Raw genomic sequence first — 17084 nt, 5'->3', positions numbered from 1 at the left:
ATAATCTGGAACATCAAGAAAAATAAGGATTCGCTTAAATAATTTTGCTGTTTCGGGTTCTGTCAGCAGGTATTCTCCAAATAAATACTTATAAAATAAATCAGTTAATTTAAAGATGTCCCAGTCTTCAAATTCATTATCTTTAAAATGCTTACCAATAAAACCATTAAATTGGTGTTTGAAATTTTCTTTTACAACACCGTTATGAACAAGTATGTGCTTGATGGGAAGTTTCTCAAAATTTGGTAATCCTTTATGAATATAAGGAGCATCTATTGATTCGTATAAAGACTCCCGAATCCCATCTTTTTTTGTGAATGTAGTCTGGTTTACATCCCTATCAGCATAACCTTTGACTTCAAAATACCATCTGTATTTTACCCCGTTTTCCGCTTTCCCAACTGCCACTACATCTTTCCCATATTGCGATTGTCCCTTAGACGCTTTTGGATTTGCAACTACTTGAAAATCCATCACTTCTAAAAGTATCGTAAAGATTTTGTCTAATTCGCCATCTTCTTTTAGGCTCTCTAAATATTCTCTAACAAAAATTTTTTCAACCATGATTCTAATAGTTGTTTATCTGATAAGTTATGTGAAAAGAAAGCACCTATTTCAATATTCTCTCTATCTGGATTGATAAACGTCCATGCCGGTATTAATGCCGAACTCTGAAAGTGTTGCATTTGCTGTATCGGGTTGTCTTTATTCATTCTCCATCCTCCTCCTTTCATAACTAACACTGTTTCACCACCTAAAACGCCAATAATTGTATCATTCTTAATCCCATCTTGTAAAGTTTTACTCCATTTTTTATAAAATAGCTCTTGAAATTGTTTGAAATATTTGTGATGGGTGTTTGCGGGTGAGAACTCCTTAATTTCCTTCTTTTTTTGGCGATAAATAAAGAAACTTTCTTCGTTTTTTCTGAATGCCTCTATAAATACTTCTTTTTCATTACTTTCTATTAACTCTTCTTCGAACAATGCTAAAATGCCATCTTCTTTGTTAAATTTGTCGAAAATAACCCCAAAGATTAACTTTTGAACCTCTGTATTTGGGTGATATAAAAGTGTTATGACTGTACGAAGTGCCTCTTTAAAACTACCTGTGTGCATCATTGAAATAGATAGTATTAGTATCTGTAATTCTTCAACAGATAATCCATTTAACTTTTCTCCAAACGTAGTATTAGGGTGTTCTTCTTGAAGAACCTTCATTACTTGCCATCCCAAATGTCGTATCTTGCCTTCAACATCTGACAAGCACCTGATTAAAAAATCAAGTGTATCATCAAGTGATTTTCTGACATGATTTTTGATTGAGTAATCTAAAATTTGTTCTTTTATATACCCAGTTTTCTCCACAAAAATTCTTAGAAATTCAAAAAAGAGCTTTGAGTTAGTTATTTTATAATTCAATATTCCATCAAATACGTTGTAATTGTGATTTACCTTTTCATATAGTTTTGGGGAGTGTGCAGGGTTGTCTAAAAAAATAGTTAATGATTCGATAATTAGTTCTTGTGATACATTTGTATAATTTAGTTGATGTAAAACTGACGCTGAAAGGTTCTCATTTTTTGAATTAAGGAAGTCTTTTAACCTTGAATAGCATTGATTGGTATGGTAATCATTATCCTTCTTTTCTATCAAATTTGAATAGAAAAAGATTAATTCTAATTGATTTTTCTCATTTTTGATTGATGCTTCTGCAAATGAGGTTAGTTGATTAAATTCTGTTTCATTATTAAAAGTGATTTGAGAAATAGCATTGATAATCAGGTACTGTTTATTTTCATCTTCATAAAATGGGGTTAGTTTATCAAGGCTTGTAATACCATTTTCTCGGCAAATTCCGACCAATATTAATCGATAGATATTTTCATAAGGTTCAATTTGTCCTCCGAAGTATGTTTCAATGAAAGCAATGGCATTTTGCGTAAAGTTTTTAGCATAACTTAATACTTGATTGTAGTATTCAAGCTTTAAATCAAAACTTTTTGTTAGAATGACATATATCTGTTTTTCATTAAATTGGAATCTATCAATTAATTCTAATAAGCCTACAAGTAAAAGTTTTTCTGGAGAATGTGCTTCTGTTGGATTAAGCTTCTCAGTTTGAATTTCATTACAATCAATTTTGAACTTGATTATTATATAGGGTATAAAATGTTTCCCAATAAATTGAGTCTTGGTATACCAGTTTTCTTTCTCAAAACTAAAAAAGCCATAGCAATACCTAAAAAAATCAATACATGACTTGTAATTTTTAATCTTAATTTCACTTAACTCAGAAAGTTTTAAGTAAAGATTTTCCAAAAGTATTTCAGTTGGATTTACATCATAATAAGTAATATTCCCTTGTCTATATACCTCTTTTACATCAAAATCTGCTGGACTTTTAAGTATTTCATTAGATAGTTGGAAGTTTTTGTTTGCCAGAATAAGTTTTACAAGCTCATTTTTTTTCATTTCCATAACACTTATTTCTAGGTTTATCTCTTAAAAATGTTTTTTCGATGCCACCTTATGTTCTCAATATCTGGCTGTGATTTATCTCCAAATGGCAGCAATATCTTTCGGCTTTTGAGTTTTGATAAACTATATGGATTTTCTACATTTTCTATAATAACAGGTGAGACCATAATTTTTAGGTCATCATCTAAACTTAGAAGACCTTTATCAAAAGCAGTATGTAAATTTGGGCATAGTGCCAGCCCATTTGTTACTTTATCGTCTCTTGAAATACTAAAAGGGACGATGTGAGCTGCTTCTATTAAATCTTGTCCAAAATCAGTTATAATTTTCATACCTGACATACAGCAGGTTGATGAATACACCAATCGTATCAATTTCGGGAAATAGCCACTTCTAACAAAACTACTTTCTTCATCAATTACCTCATATTTTATTGATTCTCGCTCATTTAGCATGTAGCTTGTCAAATCATTTATATATCCCTTTCCTAATCTTTTGGCCTCAATGAACTGTTTTTTTGTGGAATAGAAGTATTGGTCTAAAATTGTATTTTGAGCTGTATATCTAAATTCTTCATTTTGAAGAAAATTATAAAAAGTATCATCGAATGAGGCAAACGCCACAACTTCTTTCAACGTATTTATACTTTTTATGTAGTTCGTAATAACAAATCCATCATTTGTATGGAGTTTCCATAACGGTCTGTTATCAATCAATTCGTTTTGTAGGTAGTAAAATGGCTGAGTAAAATCTTGATTGTGAAGTGTATTCACTAATAATTCCCAATTTTCTTTAAAATGAGCGACGAAAACACTATCAATGTAAAACTTATTTTCTTCAAAGTATTTTTTCTCAATTAGCTCTATTACGGTTAAAATGAGAATAAGTTTGTGTGGAGCATTTCCGTGTTTGGAACTCCCCTGTCTAATTGACTTTAGCTTTTTTATAAATCGACTTGCCTCAATCATTTTGAGTTGCCTTCCACCAATACCAAAAGGCATCGGGGTTTGTTTTTTTGAGTTTGTTTAATTTTGTATTGTTTGGTTGTGTTATTACCAAATCTTTTAAATTTATCTGTTTGTCAAACTTTTCAATGCTATTTTGATTGTTTTGTGCAATCATTCGGCTCAAATAAGCAATTTTTCCTGTACTTTGTAGAGCCTTTTCAAAAGTAAATATTTCAGAAATAATATACTGTTTGAGTTGATTAATCCCGCTCAGTAGGTCTTCAAATCTACAATTTCCGTCTTGTCCACGTAGTGCCATACATAGCACGGTCTGGTACATATCTTCCAGAACATCATTAGGCACAATGTCGAGTTGGCGGTATTTTGCTTCAATCTCAGCCAATTTTGTAAAAGTATTTCTGATGATTTCAATGTCAGAAACCTCCTCAACCAAATTGCTTATATCAAATAACTGCTTTATGATTTCCATGCTTTTGCTATCGTTGCTCTTAAAGTATGGAATGCCTGTTGTATTGGGTGCAAAAGCAGTCATTTTATCGCCCAAAATATCTTCAAATGAAGGAGTATTTATCGCCAATGGCTCTCCGTTAATCTCAATAAATGGTGATTTTAATGGCGTTTCGATTACTTTTTGATAGGGATTATCTTCAAAAAGTATATCAAGCATTATATAATCCTCCTTTCTATTCGTTAAATAAATTGGCTCATAGTAAAACTTATAATGACCTTTCTGTATGCTCGAATTCGTTATTCTGTTTTGTCCTTCCAATCTTGTAAAGCCTTGCGGAATCACTATTTCGTCTAAAGTTTCATTTAGATTTTGAGGAATTTCTTCAATTATAATATCAATATCAATCGACAGCCTTTTGGGTTTTTCTTGTTGCATTAGCATCAAGGCTGTACCACCCTTAAAAATAAAATTAAGTTTACTTTTCTTCAATCCTTCCAAAAGAACCAATGCTCTGATAGTCTTTTCGATTAATGATGTATCAGATTTGGGGAATGTCTTCGCCGTTTTACTAATCCAATCTAACGAAAGCGTTGTATTTTTATCAATCATTTCTATTTCTCAATATATTCCTGTGCAATTACCGATTGTATCTTTTGCTCGATAAACTCACGTTTTTTTCTTCTTCCTGCATATCTCAGCAAGGTATTTTTATTGATGATATATCTGGTATTTGCTTCATGAATAATTCGTGAACGCTCACTCTGAAATGTTTGATAGAGCTTATCATCGGTCAGAATATCAACCAATACTTTTTCGATTGTAACGGTTTCAATACCATCAATCACTTGTGTTGGAGCTTCTGAAACCAATGGGACAATCACGATAGCTTCATCTAAAGCCGAAATATAAAAATCAATTTCCTTATCAGTGGGAGTTAGAAACACATTACTATATTTATCTCTCAAAACATCAAAGACTGCTTCTATTCCAATCCTTTCAACTTCCACCATTATCATAAACTTTCCGACTTGATGCCTTGTAAATTCATTAAGGATTGAAGTTCGCCAGACACAAATATTTAGATATGGTTTAGCTTCTTTGATTGTTGTAAAGATTTCCTTAGTTGTATCGTTAAGGTCTGGTGCATAAACTATTCTATTCTTACGAATACTATATGTTTTATAGCCTGTTCGTTCAAGAAAGCCATCTTTTACTAATTTATATCTGAGATAACTTACTTTACTGTTATTAATTTTAAACCTTTCCTTCAAAAATTTATCAATATCAGCCATCGCCACCTCTGTTCGAGTGGTAAATAAAGCAGCTAAATCTTGGTTATGTATTTGATATTGGGACATTATCTTGGCTAATTTCTATAAGATTAGATACAAATATAATAATTAAAAATTTGGCTACAAATAAATTTTAGTGCCGATAATTCAAAGTGAGTGTAAAAGATATTTTTTGGGAATAATTATGCAGAAAATACAATGGAGATAAAGATAAATTTATTAACTTCGCATCAAAGTTGTAGGAATACAGAATAGCCTTGTACGTGTATGCGTTAAGGCTTTTTTATTTCTGCAATGATTCTCTTCAAGTCCTCATTTTCATTGACATAATGCTGTAATTGCCCTTTCAGATACGCCACCTGAGAAAGCAAGGCATCAACTGTGCGGTCTTCTTCATTCCACGGAGCCGCTTCATTAAGGTTTTTAGCTTGATTGGCATAACCACGACAAGTTGACGAACAATACTTGGCTGTCGAGCGATTGGCGAAATAAACAGTTCCGCAATACAAACACGTTTTTTCAAAAACTTTAGCGTTATATTTGAAAGTACTTCTATCGAGTGTAGGCATAGTGTATATATAGATATGTTTAAGTAGTACAAATATAAAACAAATAATTCAGAATTAAAACGAAATAATACCGATATAATTCTGTAAAATTCAGTGAAATAAAATGAGTCAGATTTAAATAAAATCAAGTAATACAACATACAAAAAGAAATATCAAACTCTCAGAACTCTGAATATTTACTTTTTTTTTAGTAACTCACTAATAATCAATTACTTACTTATTCCATTTCGAATCATAATTCGCTTCACTTGTTCGGCATGAAATCGGCAAAAATTTCGAGTTTCTATACAGTTTTCGTTCAAATGACGACTTAAACCCAAATATGTCACCTTTTCTCCCCTATTCTTCAATTCATAGATTTGCAAACGAATATGGAGTAATGCTATCTTCCATTGTTCATTATTCAGAGTATTTTCTTTGATTGATTTAATTGATTGTGTACGGGAATAATCGGTTAGATTTTGCGGAGAACCAAGTTTAAAACCGTGTTGTTTCTTAGCTTTTAGTGCATCTTTCGTTCTGCGACTGATAATCTCCCGTTCGTGTTGAGCAATCGTTGCAAAAATTCCAATCGTTAGGGTGTTGGCATCGGGAATATCCGCACACACAAAATCTACGCCGCTATCTCGAAGGGTAAAAATAAATGATACATTTCTACTAAGTCGGTCAAGCTTGGCAACCAGTAACGTACATTTACTATTTCTCGCAAACTTAATTGCCTCTTCGAGTTGCTCACGCTGATTTTTTTTTCCAGACTCTATTTCTAAAAATTCTTTAACTATCAAATCTCCCTCTTTCAAAAAACTATTGGCTGTTTGTTTTTGGGCATCTAACCCTAAACCACTTACACCTTGCTTTTTTGTACTAACTCTATAATAGGCAACGTACTTCATTTTTGCATTTTTTATAAAAACAAAGAAAAATAAAATTTTTCACAAATAATAAATGGTCGTTTAATATTTGTGAAAAAATAAAATCCACCAACTTTCAACTCAAACACTAATCATAAGATGAATTAACAATTGTAATTTTTGATAATTTAGCTATTGTTTAGAAAAGTCCAGTCTTACAATCTCAAAATTAACTTTTGAAGAGATACGTAAAAATCCGTAGTGATTAAAGTATTTTTACGCTATTGAAATATAAAAAATTTGATGTTATTTGCATTTGATTCATAACCACGCTAAAATATAAATGAGATTTCGTCTGACCCTAAAACCACTATCCAATTCACAGGCTCTACTTTTCAACTACCAACATCCATTTATGGCTTGGATTTATGGCCGTCTGAAAGATGCCGATGATGCCTATGCTACTTTTCTTCATAGCAGAGGCTATAAAGCAGAAGATTCTCGGAAGACCTTTAAGCATTTTACCTTTTCAGGTTTTCAAATACCACAATTGGCAAAGCCCATTAAGAAAGGTGATACTTCTATGCTCTTGAGCAGTGAAGCAATTTGTGTGGTTGTGTCTTTTTTTATTGATAAAGCGGCCGAAGACTTTATCATGGGTTTGTTTCAGAATCAGACCGTGAGTATTTATGATGCTCGGTACAAAGCAGATTTTATTATCGAACGCATCGAGTCGCTACCGAATGAAGTATTTGATAATAGACCTGTATTGCTACGAACTATTTCGCCAATGGTAATTGCCGAAAAACGTAAAGATGGAATGGATGAGTATCTGAGTCCGACAGACCCACGATTTGCAAAATATTTTGCTCTGAATTTATTTGAAAAATATAATTCGGTCTATGAGAATGATTTGAAACTCGATGCAGAAACGGCCTCCCATCTGATTCGCTGGTCGTTGGTCGATGAAAGTAGATTAAAAAGTAGGCTTATAAGTATCAAACAAAACAAAGCAGATGGAACAAAAGTACGAGCATTTACCAATTTTGTTTTTGAAGTATCGGCACCGCCACAAATATTAGAAGTTGGTTTTTTAGGTGGGTTTGGTAAATTTTGCTCACATGGTATGGGCTGCTGTGAGGTGGTAGAATAGCTTATGGTTTTACTTTTGTCCAATCAACGTCTTTAAAAACCGTATTCATAATAAAGTCAGTTTTTGCTTTGGCGGCTTCGTTGGCTGTATTAAACGTACGATTCAAAGGATGATTTTCACCACTATTGCGTTTTTTTGAAGATTTATTTATTAAAGTTGCCATTATTTATATAATTATTTTAAATCAATTTTACGGCTTTTTTACAGAAATAGCAAAACCATCATAAGATTTATTTTTTGTAAATGGTTCAAATCCATTTTTTTGTGTGTAGCCCTCGATTAAGAAACGAGATTGAAAGTTGGAAAGTTCATGGTTGATTGCAATTTGATACAGTCGAGTTCGTGAAGGTGTACTACCAGAAAAGACAACTTTTGCCTTTGGATAACGCTCTAAAAATACAGAAATAGTGCGTAAGACGGTCGATAATATTGTTCTCATATCACCATTATCACTGACATTATAGACATCTAACTCTTGGTTTTCGGTTATATCGGCTAAGGTTAACGAATATATTCCTGAATGATGAGTTTGATGAAAAATAATAGTTTTTTTAATGATTCGCTCTCCGATACTGACAAAATCAAAGCGGTGGGCTTTGTCAAGAATGGTAAATTCGTAAAAGGGTTCGGTCATGGATTAGAAATTTACACCGTAAAATAAATATATCTGATGATGCGATTAGTTTTATTCAAGAATACAATATTGTTTCAATTTCTTTTCAGATATTCGTGCAAGTTAAAAAGTTTAATCAAAAATACCATATTTGATAAATTAATTATTTTATATTAACTTGAGTAAAAATCTTTGATATATGCTTACAGAACTCATACAATTCACCAATTCTTTAGACCCAGAGTTAAAGACCATTGGCATGACACCCAAGGAGGGTTTACATATCATGCTAAAACTCGAAGAAGTAGATAATACACTTTCTATTTCTACTGACTTTCGCTATGAAATCTATTCCAAGAAAGATAAGGAAATTTCTTCATCAAAAAAGCATTTTGCATCATTGGCTCAGCTTGCTTGGATGGTAAATACCAATAAATGTTTTGATTTGCCTTCAAAAGGCATTCACTCTTGCTCACCTTATTGTTTAGCTTTCAAGCGTGAGTCTATCAAAGGTGGAGCTAAATATAATGATGCAAAAGTAAAAATTTATGATAGAATAGGTGCCTATTTCGATAAAGCGATTGAACTCTTAGCAGAAGATTCAGAAAAAGAATTAGCAAAGGTTTTCAAGTTCGCATTGAATAGTGAAGAAAAAGTACACTCTTTTCTTGACCAAATCGAGGAGTACCCAACAATGAAAGATGCTGAGTATATTGTATTTTATTTAGATTTGCCTATTGAAAAATATAAAAAACCTAATGATAAATATTTAGGCGGGAAATTATTCAATACCGAGGAATACAACGTTGTAGGTAATGATGGACAAACTTATGGTACAAGTAATTTTTTTAATGGTTTTAATTTAAAAAAGCCATACTTAATGCACCAATCGGCAACATTTGATATTACTGGTAGAATTTCTGCCAATGATGCGAAAGCGTTATTTGAGTTTGAAAGTATTGCTGGGCGTAGAATTTTGCCAAACCCATTGCCTATTTTTGTATATGAAGATGAACGAAAAGCCTCAATTACACTTTTCAAAGAAGATGCTTTAGAAGGAGGAAATAAAAAAGGGTACAGGGAAATCATTGAAGAGTTACAAAAAAGATTAAATGAAGATAATAAAGAACTGGGCAATTATTACCTGCTTTTTTATCAAGGAGGAGAAATCAAAGACTTTGATTTTGTAAGTAAGTTTGAGTACGAATTAAAAGACAAAAACAACGAAAATTGGCAGATAAAAGACTTATTTGGTGGAAAATATAGATATTCACTTGAAAATGTCTTTGAGTTTGAACGATTGGTTTTGCCCTTGATATTCAATAATGCGTTGATTGTTCGGACAAAAGCCAGCACCATGCTCTTCAAATATTTCGATGATATTGATGCTCAATATTGTAAAACGGCCAATACATATCTTTTGGTAATGACTTACCGAAAGATATTCTATGATTTTATTTACAAATCGAACAGAACTGGACTTACACAAAGAGTATTTGAAGATATTTTATTGACCTCAATTTTAGATGATATTAGGTTGGATAAGTTTGAAAATAACCATCACTCAGAAGACTTAAATATTCGACAAAAATTAAATATACTTTTTAGTTTACACCAAAATTTTCAACCATTTAAACAAGACGCACGATTTATGGCAAATCAAATTATTGAACTTCGTCAAAATATTGATGAATTAGCTGATGGAACAGGAAATATAACTTCGGATACACAATTTGCATTCGCAGCGGGACAAGTTATTTATTATATCTTAGCAAAGAGCAAGTCTGACGATAAATCATATTCTCGATTAGAACCATTTTTACAATTAACGGACTCAGAACGTCTAAAACAAAGCATTTTAAAAATCTTCAATACATATAAACATGAACGTTTTTCTCCAAGATTTAATAATCCATTTGCTCAGGTAATGTCCTATACCACAGACGGAAATTTAAAAGATTTCATGCCATTGATATTGTCAGGATATTTCTCAAATAATCAGTTGTACGGCAAAAAGGATGAGGATAAATCCACATCAGAAGAAATATAATTTATAAACACATCTAAAATAACACAATAATATGTCATCATTCAACAACAGAGTTTTCGGGTGCGTAGTCATCAAATCTATTAATTCAAACTATAATGCAGACTTTACACATCAGCCACGTACCCTACCCGATGGAACGGTTTATGCGACTGATAAAGCATTGAAATATTCCGTAAGAAATTATCTTAGAAACGCATTTTCTGACGAAAATATATTTTATTTCAAGACCCTTTCAGAAGAAATGCAACCCCGTACGTTAGATGAAACCTACGAGTCTATTTTTACTAAATATGAAGATATTAAAGGAAAAGATGCAGAAAGTAAGCTAAGAAAATCTGTACTTAAAAATCTATTGACTTGCCTTGATGTTAGGTTATTTGGTGGTACTTATGCAGGAAAAACCAATCTTTCTATTCACGGACCAGTGCAGATAACTCATGGAATAGACCGTTATGGTTTAGGACAAATTTACTCTGAACAAATTATGTCGCCGTTTCGTAATCCTGGTAAAAATAATGAAGATTCAACCATGACTACGCTCGGCACTCAGTCTAAACTGAGCGAAGGACATTATGTACATGGTTTTTCGGTAAATCCTCATACAATTGCTGACCACGTGGCTCTTTCGGAAGGAACACCATTGCAAACAAGCGATATTGAAAAACTCAAAGCAGGGCTTTCTCGTGGCGTTACGTTTTATGATTCGGCGGCAAAATCGGGTTCAGAAAATGAATTAATGCTGTGGGTACAGTTAAAAAATGGCTCAATGGCTGTGTTACCATCGTTTGTTGAATTAGTAAAAGTAAACGCCGATAAAAGTATAGATTTGAGTGCAATCAGCGAAATTGTTGCTCGTGAACACATTGCGGCACAAATCGAAAAAATTGAGTTAGTTTACGATAAAACAGCCACAAATGTTTTGGGTATTCCAGCGGGAGCAATCATTTCAGACATTAATCAATAGAAAATGGCAAAGCACTTATTATCATTTGACCTTCGTGCTGATTTTGCTTGCTTCAAGAAACCTGATGTAAACGATGGAATTATTCTGACTTTTAATTGCTTGCATAAACCCGCCTTGTTGGGTATTTTGGGTGCTATTGTTGGGTTAAAAGGTTATGCTAAAAAAGGAGAATTTCCAGAATACTATGAGGTATTTAAAGATTTACGAATAGGAATCGAACCGCTTGAGGGTTATCACGATAAAGGTAATTTTAGCAAAACAATCGTTAAATACACTAATACGGTTGGCTATGCTAATGCTGACGGTACGCTCATTGTTACGGAGCAAACATTGGTTAAGCCTGCGTATCGTTGTTATGTAATGTTAGATGATTCTATTGAGCATCAGGCTACCTTACGCCAGCGTATATTAAATTGCGAATCAGTCTATTTGCCTTATTTGGGCAAAAATGAATTTTCTGCATGGTGGGAAAAAGAGTCGGTGAAAGAGTATAGTTTTAGTGAAATAACGCAAATAGATAGTTCTTATGAGGTATCGAGTCTTTTTATTAAACAGTTTTCTGTAAGTGAAAATAGAGAGCAAGAAGACAGAGAAGACTTTAACTTCTTAGATATGTCTATTCCGAAAGAGGTTTTTGTTTTTTTTGAAAGACTCCCAAAGAAATTTGATGAAAAACTATATCAATATGAATTAGAAAAGTTTTCCTATACAAATGTGAATATCAAGGCCTCAAAAGTTCTTCATTCATTATACTTTTTAGAAGAAACTAAAAAATATGTCCAACTCTTTTAAAAAAATCAAAGATATTGTTGAGCAAGAAAGAAACTTAGGTGATTTCTTGCTCGATGCGTCTTTGTATTTAGCACACAAAAATATACCTTTTGAGTCAGAAACACTCGAAGAACACATTAGTCTTGTCAATAAACATTTTGTTCTACTCGTTGAAAGTAGTCAACTTGATTGTGTAATTGATAAACTAATATCAGATTTTTTAATTACAAACAAGGTTGATAATCAGAGAGTTGAGCTGTTAGGTGATTTTTTGAAAATGATTTTTGCAAAAACTATAATTTTTCATGATTATGGAAAAATCAACCCTAATTTTCAAGGAAATAAAGACAAAATGGATAATGATGTCTTTAAATCAAAAATGATTCCTAACTATATTTTACAAACACACCACTCAAAACTTGGGGCTTATATCTATCTTGTAGAACATTTTAAGGACACGATTTTAAGTGGATTAAAACCTTCTGAACAACAAATTTGCCTGCTTTTTACTTTATTTCTTAGTTATTCAATTCTCAAACATCATAGTAGTAAATTAGAATTCATAAATAGTAAAAATATTGCTTTTGATAAAGAAGAATTAGAGGCAATGACGGTTTATTTAAAGAATTACCAAATAGAAATACCAGCACAATTAAAAGTTTTAGAGTCTGACGTATTCTCATCAGTTCAATTAGAAAACAAAATATTTAAACCATTTACAGAACATAAAATTATTGGAGACTTCCCTCTCTATGCCTTAACTCGCTTGAACTTTTCGCTGTTGACGGCCTCCGACTATTTAGCAACTTCGGAGTATATGAATCAAAAACCGTTGGAGTCTTTGGGGTTGATAAATGAGGAATTAAGAAACAAAATTATACTTGCAGCCGAAACTTCACACAGCTATAACCAAAAAGCCTACCAATTGGCTATTTCTGATTTTGTTACGCACAATCCTGAAGAAAGAACCGCCGAAAACTTAAATATTATTCGCCAAAATATGGCTGTTGAAGTCATTAGAAGTATTCAAGCAAACGCCCACAAACAACTTTTTTACTTAGAAGCTCCTACTGGTGGAGGAAAGACGAATCTTTCGATGCTAATAACGGCAGAATTACTAAAAGCCAATCAAGAAATAAATAAAGTGTTTTATGTATTTCCGTTTACGACTCTCATTACCCAAACCCACAAGGCAATTTTAAAAACTTTAAATCTTTCAGAAAACGAAGTTAGTTTGCTTCATTCAAAGGCTGGTTTTCAGACGACTGAGGAAGATGATGACTATGGCGATAAAAAGAAAGATTACCTCAATAACTTGTTTGTTCATTACCCTGTTTGTTTGCTGACGCACATACGTTTCTTTGATATTCTAAAAACCAACGAAAAAGAAACCAATTATTTACTGCATCGACTTGCCAATAGCATAGTTATTCTCGATGAATTGCAATCATATCCTCCGCAGCATTGGGATAAAATGCTGTATTTTATCCAAAATTTTGCCGAGTCATTTAACATTAAGTTTGTGTTGATGTCGGCCACTTTACCACGAATCGACAAACTTAATCTGCCGATTGCGAATAAACCTGAATTTACAGATTTATTACCCAATGCCAAACAATATTTCCGAAATGCCAACTTCGCTGATAGAGTAAATTTTAAATTCGATTATCGAGATTCTACATTAGAAATTGATGAACTGGCCGAAATTGTGCTTGAAAAATCGGAGGAATATCTAACAAAAAACAATAAAAAAGGTGTTTTTACAATAATTGAATTTATATTCAAAAAATCGGCTACTGAGTTTGAAGAGGCCATAAATGGTCGTTTTTTTGATGAAGGCTGCATCTTTGTTTTATCGGGAACAATTCTCGAGTCTCGCCGAAGAGAAATAATCAACTTCTTGAAAAATGAAAAAAATCGAGATAAGAAAGTATTACTGATTACGACCCAAGTGGTTGAAGCAGGTGTTGATATTGACATGGACTTAGGTTTTAAGAATGTTTCACTGATTGATAGTGATGAGCAATTGGCAGGTCGAGTAAACAGAAATGTAAAAAAAAAACCTTGCGATGTATATTTATTTCAGATGAACAAAGCTGGAATTATCTATAAAAACGATAAGCGATACACTGTTACGAGAGATAGCATTTCTAAAGAAGTTCATGAAGAAATCTTGAAAAAGAAAGATTTTGATAAGTTGTATGAATTAGTTTTAAAGCAGATTGATAAAGTAAATGGATTTAACGAAATGCAGAATTTCGGAAATACATATCTTCAGTTTATCAAAGGACTTGACTATAAGAATGTCCATGAAAAGTTTCAACTAATTGAAAGTAGAAATCTATCCATTTTTGTTCCTTTGCGTTTACCCGTTGAGGTTTCAGATGAAAAAGATAGCTTTGAAAAAATATTTAGTGAAAACGAATTGAAGTTTTTAAAACAAAATCATATTGAAATCGAAAACGGTGAGATTGATGGAGAAAAAGTATGGGATTTATATCTTTTTTTGATAAAGAATAAAACCGATGACTATATAAAACAATCAATTGAGAAAAAAGTCATTTCTGGAATTATTAGCAAATTTACTTTTTCGGTTTTTCTTACAGATAAAATCAAGCAAGATTTAAAAACCTTTAGTAATCCAGAAAAGCAATTTGATGATTATTTCTATTTGGAGCATCATACGAATGCTAAAATATATGACTATAAAAAAGGGTTAGTAGAATCTAAAATTGAGTCTTCGGAAAATTACATTTTATAAATCCATGACCATCAACGCTACTTTAATAAACATTCTGCACATTTGCCATCGAGAATTGTGGTTGCATGCTCACGCTATACGTATGGAGCATACCTCCGATATTGTGGCCGAAGGAAAGCTCATTGGTGAAGAAAGTTATCCTCAACGAGCCGAGAAGAATCAGCAAGTTGAGATTTCGTTTGAGTTGCCTTCGGGTGTAAATTGTACGGCCAAAATTGATTTTTTTGATGCTCAAAAAGGCGTAGTTCACGAAACTAAAAAATCTGATTCCAAAGAATTGGCTCATACGGCACAAGTACAATTTTATTTGTATTTACTCCGAAAAAACGAGATTGTGGCCAATTATGGCTTAATCGAGTATCCAAAACTAAGGCAAACTGATAAAGTAGAACTAAACGACGACGACATAGCGAATGTAGAAGGCTGGATTGCGAAAGCTGTAGCAATTGTGGAGCAAGAAAACTGTCCAACAACATTGCCGAAGAGTAAATGTGGTAAATGTAGTTATTTTGATTTTTGTTGGAGTGGAGAAGATTACTAATAATTAGCTATGAAAAAAGCCTACTATTTGTTTAATCCTGGGCGGCTGAGTCGGCAGGATAATACATTAAAATTTCAACCAATTGACGAAAATGGCAATGAAGGGCAGCCTCGTTATATTCCTGTCGAAACGGTTGATAATATTTATTGCTTTGGCTCATTGGATGCCAACTCGGCTATGTATAATTTCTTGGGAAAGAATCATATTGGTGTTCATTTCTTTGATTATTACGAACATTACACGGGTTCGTTTATGCCAAAGGAATATTTGTTGGCAGGAAAAATGCAGGTTGAACAAACCAAATATTATATTTCGAGCAAGAAACGTATGGTTGTAGCCCAAAAATTTGTTTCGGGCGGAGCGGCCAATATGTTGAAGAATTTACAATATTATAACAATCGCCAAAAAGATGTTGCAAAACAAATCAAGTCGATTGAGGGCTATATCGAGAAAATAAATACGAGTAGCCAGATTGATGAGTTAATGGGTATTGAGGGAAATATCAGACAAACTTATTATGAAGCATTTGATGTGATAATCAATGACTTTGAAATGGGAAACCGAACAAAGCAACCACCTAATAATGAAGTAAATACGCTGATTTCATTTGGAAATATGATGTGTTATACGCTATGCCTCGACCAGATTTATCATACACAATTGAATCCGACAATTGGATTTCTGCATGAGCCAGGATACAGACGTTATTCGTTGGCACTGGATATAGCTGAGATTTTCAAACCAATTTTGGTTGACAGAACAATTTTTAGTTTGCTAAATAAAAAACAAATTCAGTCAAATGATTTTAGGCACGAAATGAACCGTTGTGTTATGAAAGATTCCGCAAGGAAAACTTTTGCCCAAGCATTTGATGAAAAACTCAAAGAAACATTCAAACATAGAAGTTTAGGACGCAATGTGAGTTATAAGCATTTAGTGAAATTGGAATGTTACAAATTGAGCAAACATTTGCTGGGAATTGATGAATATAAACCTTTTAAAATGAATTGGTAGTTTTGGCAACTTCGGCTATCCGAAATACTCAAAATCATTAGTGAAGTCTTATTAAGTCAACAATGAGCTAAATCTTTATATTTTGGAAAATTATGTATGTAGTTTTGGTTTATGATATTGCCTCGGCAGAAGGTGGCGATAAAAGAGTTGGAAAAATGCTGAAACATTGTAGAAAATACTTAAATTGGATTCAAAACTCGGTGTTTGAAGGAGAGATTACAGAGGTAAAATTGAAAGAAATGCTAAGCGGTGCAAGAAAAATAATGATAGAAAAAACAGATAGTATCATTATTTTTAAAAGTAGAGAAGAACGCTGGTTAGATAAAGAAATCATAGGAGTTGAACGCATGACAACAGATAATTTTTTATAGAGTGTTGCCGTCGATGGAGTTAGATAAAGAAAAAATGCTCTTTGACATTTTGGAAAAAATAGGACAGTCGCAGCTAAAGTACTGATTATCAATAGTCGTCGAACTACCAGTAAAATCATACTTTTGGAGTTCGACGACTTTTTTGTTTGTTTTTTCACTAAAAAACCGCTTTATTTGCCATTATAAGGCCGTTTTTATAACGAACTCCAATCGTACCATTTAGGAATTGAAATT

Annotated in this window: 17 protein-coding genes; 8 read left to right on the top strand and 9 right to left on the bottom strand. The window is 32.6% G+C overall.

Going from position 1 to position 17084, the window contains the following annotated elements:
• The 7 genes from ACOVO2_RS25895 to ACOVO2_RS25865 form a co-directional block, all read right to left on the bottom strand.
• On the bottom strand, positions 1 to 564 hold a 564-nt coding region (locus ACOVO2_RS25895; RefSeq protein ID WP_421772761.1), incomplete at its 3' end, for a hypothetical protein.
• Positions 531 to 2480: a hypothetical protein gene (locus tag ACOVO2_RS25890; protein ID WP_421772760.1), complete on the bottom strand. Its 1950-nt coding sequence runs from the start codon at positions 2478 to 2480 to the stop codon at positions 531 to 533. The genes ACOVO2_RS25895 and ACOVO2_RS25890, both read right to left, overlap by 34 nt.
• Before the next feature lie 17 nt (positions 2481 to 2497).
• Positions 2498 to 3481, bottom strand: a complete 984-nt coding sequence (locus ACOVO2_RS25885; protein WP_421772759.1) for an HNH endonuclease — start codon at positions 3479 to 3481, stop codon at positions 2498 to 2500.
• Positions 3441 to 4508: a nucleotidyl transferase AbiEii/AbiGii toxin family protein gene (locus ACOVO2_RS25880; protein WP_421772758.1), complete on the bottom strand. Its 1068-nt coding sequence runs from the start codon at positions 4506 to 4508 to the stop codon at positions 3441 to 3443. The genes ACOVO2_RS25885 and ACOVO2_RS25880 overlap by 41 nt, the downstream gene beginning before the upstream one ends.
• A gap of 2 nt (positions 4509 to 4510) precedes the next feature.
• Entirely contained in the window at positions 4511 to 5257 is a 747-nt protein-coding gene (locus ACOVO2_RS25875; protein ID WP_421772757.1) for a DUF6577 family protein, read from the bottom strand.
• Positions 5258 to 5463: 206 nt separating this feature from the next.
• Positions 5464 to 5760 (bottom strand): hypothetical protein, encoded by a 297-nt coding sequence (locus tag ACOVO2_RS25870; protein ID WP_421772756.1) that lies wholly within the window; start codon positions 5758 to 5760, stop codon positions 5464 to 5466.
• Positions 5761 to 5970: 210 nt separating this feature from the next.
• A complete protein-coding gene (locus ACOVO2_RS25865; RefSeq protein WP_421772755.1) occupies positions 5971 to 6654 on the bottom strand; it encodes a recombinase family protein in 684 nt (227 codons plus the stop codon).
• A 301-nt stretch (positions 6655 to 6955) separates the two neighbouring features.
• Here ACOVO2_RS25865 and cas6 point away from each other — a divergent pair, with 301 nt between their 5' ends.
• The gene (gene cas6 / locus ACOVO2_RS25860; RefSeq protein WP_421772754.1) at positions 6956 to 7765 is read left to right on the top strand and encodes a CRISPR-associated endoribonuclease Cas6; all 810 of its coding nucleotides are present in this window, start codon (positions 6956 to 6958) and stop codon (positions 7763 to 7765) included.
• Position 7766: 1 nt separating this feature from the next.
• Here the strand turns inward: cas6 and ACOVO2_RS25855 are convergent, their stop codons facing one another.
• Both ACOVO2_RS25855 and ACOVO2_RS25850 read right to left on the bottom strand, forming a co-directional pair.
• Positions 7767 to 7928 (bottom strand): hypothetical protein, encoded by a 162-nt coding sequence (locus ACOVO2_RS25855; protein ID WP_305952214.1) that lies wholly within the window; start codon positions 7926 to 7928, stop codon positions 7767 to 7769.
• Positions 7929 to 7955: 27 nt separating this feature from the next.
• A complete protein-coding gene (locus ACOVO2_RS25850; protein WP_305952215.1) occupies positions 7956 to 8399 on the bottom strand; it encodes a DUF6934 family protein in 444 nt (147 codons plus the stop codon).
• Between the two features lie 178 nt (positions 8400 to 8577).
• Between ACOVO2_RS25850 and ACOVO2_RS25845 the strand changes: the two genes are divergently transcribed.
• From ACOVO2_RS25845 to cas2, 7 genes are all read left to right on the top strand, one after another.
• On the top strand, positions 8578 to 10428 hold the full coding sequence (locus tag ACOVO2_RS25845; protein WP_421772753.1) for a hypothetical protein: 1851 nt from the start codon (positions 8578 to 8580) through the stop codon (positions 10426 to 10428).
• 31 nt (positions 10429 to 10459) lie between these two features.
• Positions 10460 to 11392, top strand: a complete 933-nt coding sequence (locus ACOVO2_RS25840; protein WP_421772752.1) for a type I CRISPR-associated protein Cas7 — start codon at positions 10460 to 10462, stop codon at positions 11390 to 11392.
• 3 nt (positions 11393 to 11395) lie between these two features.
• Positions 11396 to 12184 (top strand): type I-B CRISPR-associated protein Cas5b, encoded by a 789-nt coding sequence (cas5b, locus tag ACOVO2_RS25835; RefSeq protein WP_421772751.1) that lies wholly within the window; start codon positions 11396 to 11398, stop codon positions 12182 to 12184.
• The gene (gene cas3 / locus ACOVO2_RS25830) at positions 12168 to 14924 is read left to right on the top strand and encodes a CRISPR-associated helicase Cas3' (protein ID WP_421772750.1); all 2757 of its coding nucleotides are present in this window, start codon (positions 12168 to 12170) and stop codon (positions 14922 to 14924) included. The genes cas5b and cas3 overlap by 17 nt, the downstream gene beginning before the upstream one ends.
• Positions 14925 to 14928: 4 nt before the next feature.
• The gene (cas4, locus tag ACOVO2_RS25825; protein ID WP_421772749.1) at positions 14929 to 15465 is read left to right on the top strand and encodes a CRISPR-associated protein Cas4; all 537 of its coding nucleotides are present in this window, start codon (positions 14929 to 14931) and stop codon (positions 15463 to 15465) included.
• A 9-nt stretch (positions 15466 to 15474) separates the two neighbouring features.
• Positions 15475 to 16479, top strand: coding sequence for a type I-B CRISPR-associated endonuclease Cas1b (gene cas1b / locus ACOVO2_RS25820; RefSeq protein WP_421772748.1), 1005 nt, complete (start codon positions 15475 to 15477; stop codon positions 16477 to 16479).
• A 92-nt stretch (positions 16480 to 16571) separates the two neighbouring features.
• Positions 16572 to 16850 carry a CRISPR-associated endonuclease Cas2 gene (gene cas2, locus ACOVO2_RS25815; RefSeq protein WP_305952222.1) on the top strand — a complete coding sequence of 93 codons (279 nt, stop codon included), beginning with the start codon at positions 16572 to 16574 and terminating at the stop codon, positions 16848 to 16850.
• Positions 16851 to 17084: the final 234 nt, after the last annotated feature.

The sequence above is a fragment of the Emticicia sp. genome (genome assembly GCF_049241225.1).
In the GTDB taxonomy this organism is placed as follows: domain Bacteria; phylum Bacteroidota; class Bacteroidia; order Cytophagales; family Spirosomataceae; genus Emticicia.
This window is presented reverse-complemented; position numbering and strand designations above follow the sequence as displayed.

What these genes read in the sequence shown, in the direction of transcription:
- ACOVO2_RS25890 (WP_421772760.1), bottom strand. Translation starts at nt 2,480, where the DNA reads ATGGAAATGAAAAAAAATGAGCTTGTAAAACTTATTCTGGCAAACAAA.
- ACOVO2_RS25885 (WP_421772759.1), bottom strand. Translation starts at nt 3,481, where the DNA reads ATGCCTTTTGGTATTGGTGGAAGGCAACTCAAAATGATTGAGGCAAGT.
- ACOVO2_RS25880 (WP_421772758.1), bottom strand. Translation starts at nt 4,508, where the DNA reads ATGATTGATAAAAATACAACGCTTTCGTTAGATTGGATTAGTAAAACG.
- ACOVO2_RS25875 (WP_421772757.1), bottom strand. Translation starts at nt 5,257, where the DNA reads ATGTCCCAATATCAAATACATAACCAAGATTTAGCTGCTTTATTTACC.
- ACOVO2_RS25870 (WP_421772756.1), bottom strand. Translation starts at nt 5,760, where the DNA reads ATGCCTACACTCGATAGAAGTACTTTCAAATATAACGCTAAAGTTTTT.
- ACOVO2_RS25865 (WP_421772755.1), bottom strand. Translation starts at nt 6,654, where the DNA reads ATGAAGTACGTTGCCTATTATAGAGTTAGTACAAAAAAGCAAGGTGTA.
- cas6 (WP_421772754.1), top strand. Translation starts at nt 6,956, where the DNA reads ATGAGATTTCGTCTGACCCTAAAACCACTATCCAATTCACAGGCTCTA.
- ACOVO2_RS25855 (WP_305952214.1), bottom strand. Translation starts at nt 7,928, where the DNA reads ATGGCAACTTTAATAAATAAATCTTCAAAAAAACGCAATAGTGGTGAA.
- ACOVO2_RS25850 (WP_305952215.1), bottom strand. Translation starts at nt 8,399, where the DNA reads ATGACCGAACCCTTTTACGAATTTACCATTCTTGACAAAGCCCACCGC.
- ACOVO2_RS25845 (WP_421772753.1), top strand. Translation starts at nt 8,578, where the DNA reads ATGCTTACAGAACTCATACAATTCACCAATTCTTTAGACCCAGAGTTA.
- ACOVO2_RS25840 (WP_421772752.1), top strand. Translation starts at nt 10,460, where the DNA reads ATGTCATCATTCAACAACAGAGTTTTCGGGTGCGTAGTCATCAAATCT.
- cas5b (WP_421772751.1), top strand. Translation starts at nt 11,396, where the DNA reads ATGGCAAAGCACTTATTATCATTTGACCTTCGTGCTGATTTTGCTTGC.
- cas3 (WP_421772750.1), top strand. Translation starts at nt 12,168, where the DNA reads ATGTCCAACTCTTTTAAAAAAATCAAAGATATTGTTGAGCAAGAAAGA.
- cas4 (WP_421772749.1), top strand. Translation starts at nt 14,929, where the DNA reads ATGACCATCAACGCTACTTTAATAAACATTCTGCACATTTGCCATCGA.
- cas1b (WP_421772748.1), top strand. Translation starts at nt 15,475, where the DNA reads ATGAAAAAAGCCTACTATTTGTTTAATCCTGGGCGGCTGAGTCGGCAG.
- cas2 (WP_305952222.1), top strand. Translation starts at nt 16,572, where the DNA reads ATGTATGTAGTTTTGGTTTATGATATTGCCTCGGCAGAAGGTGGCGAT.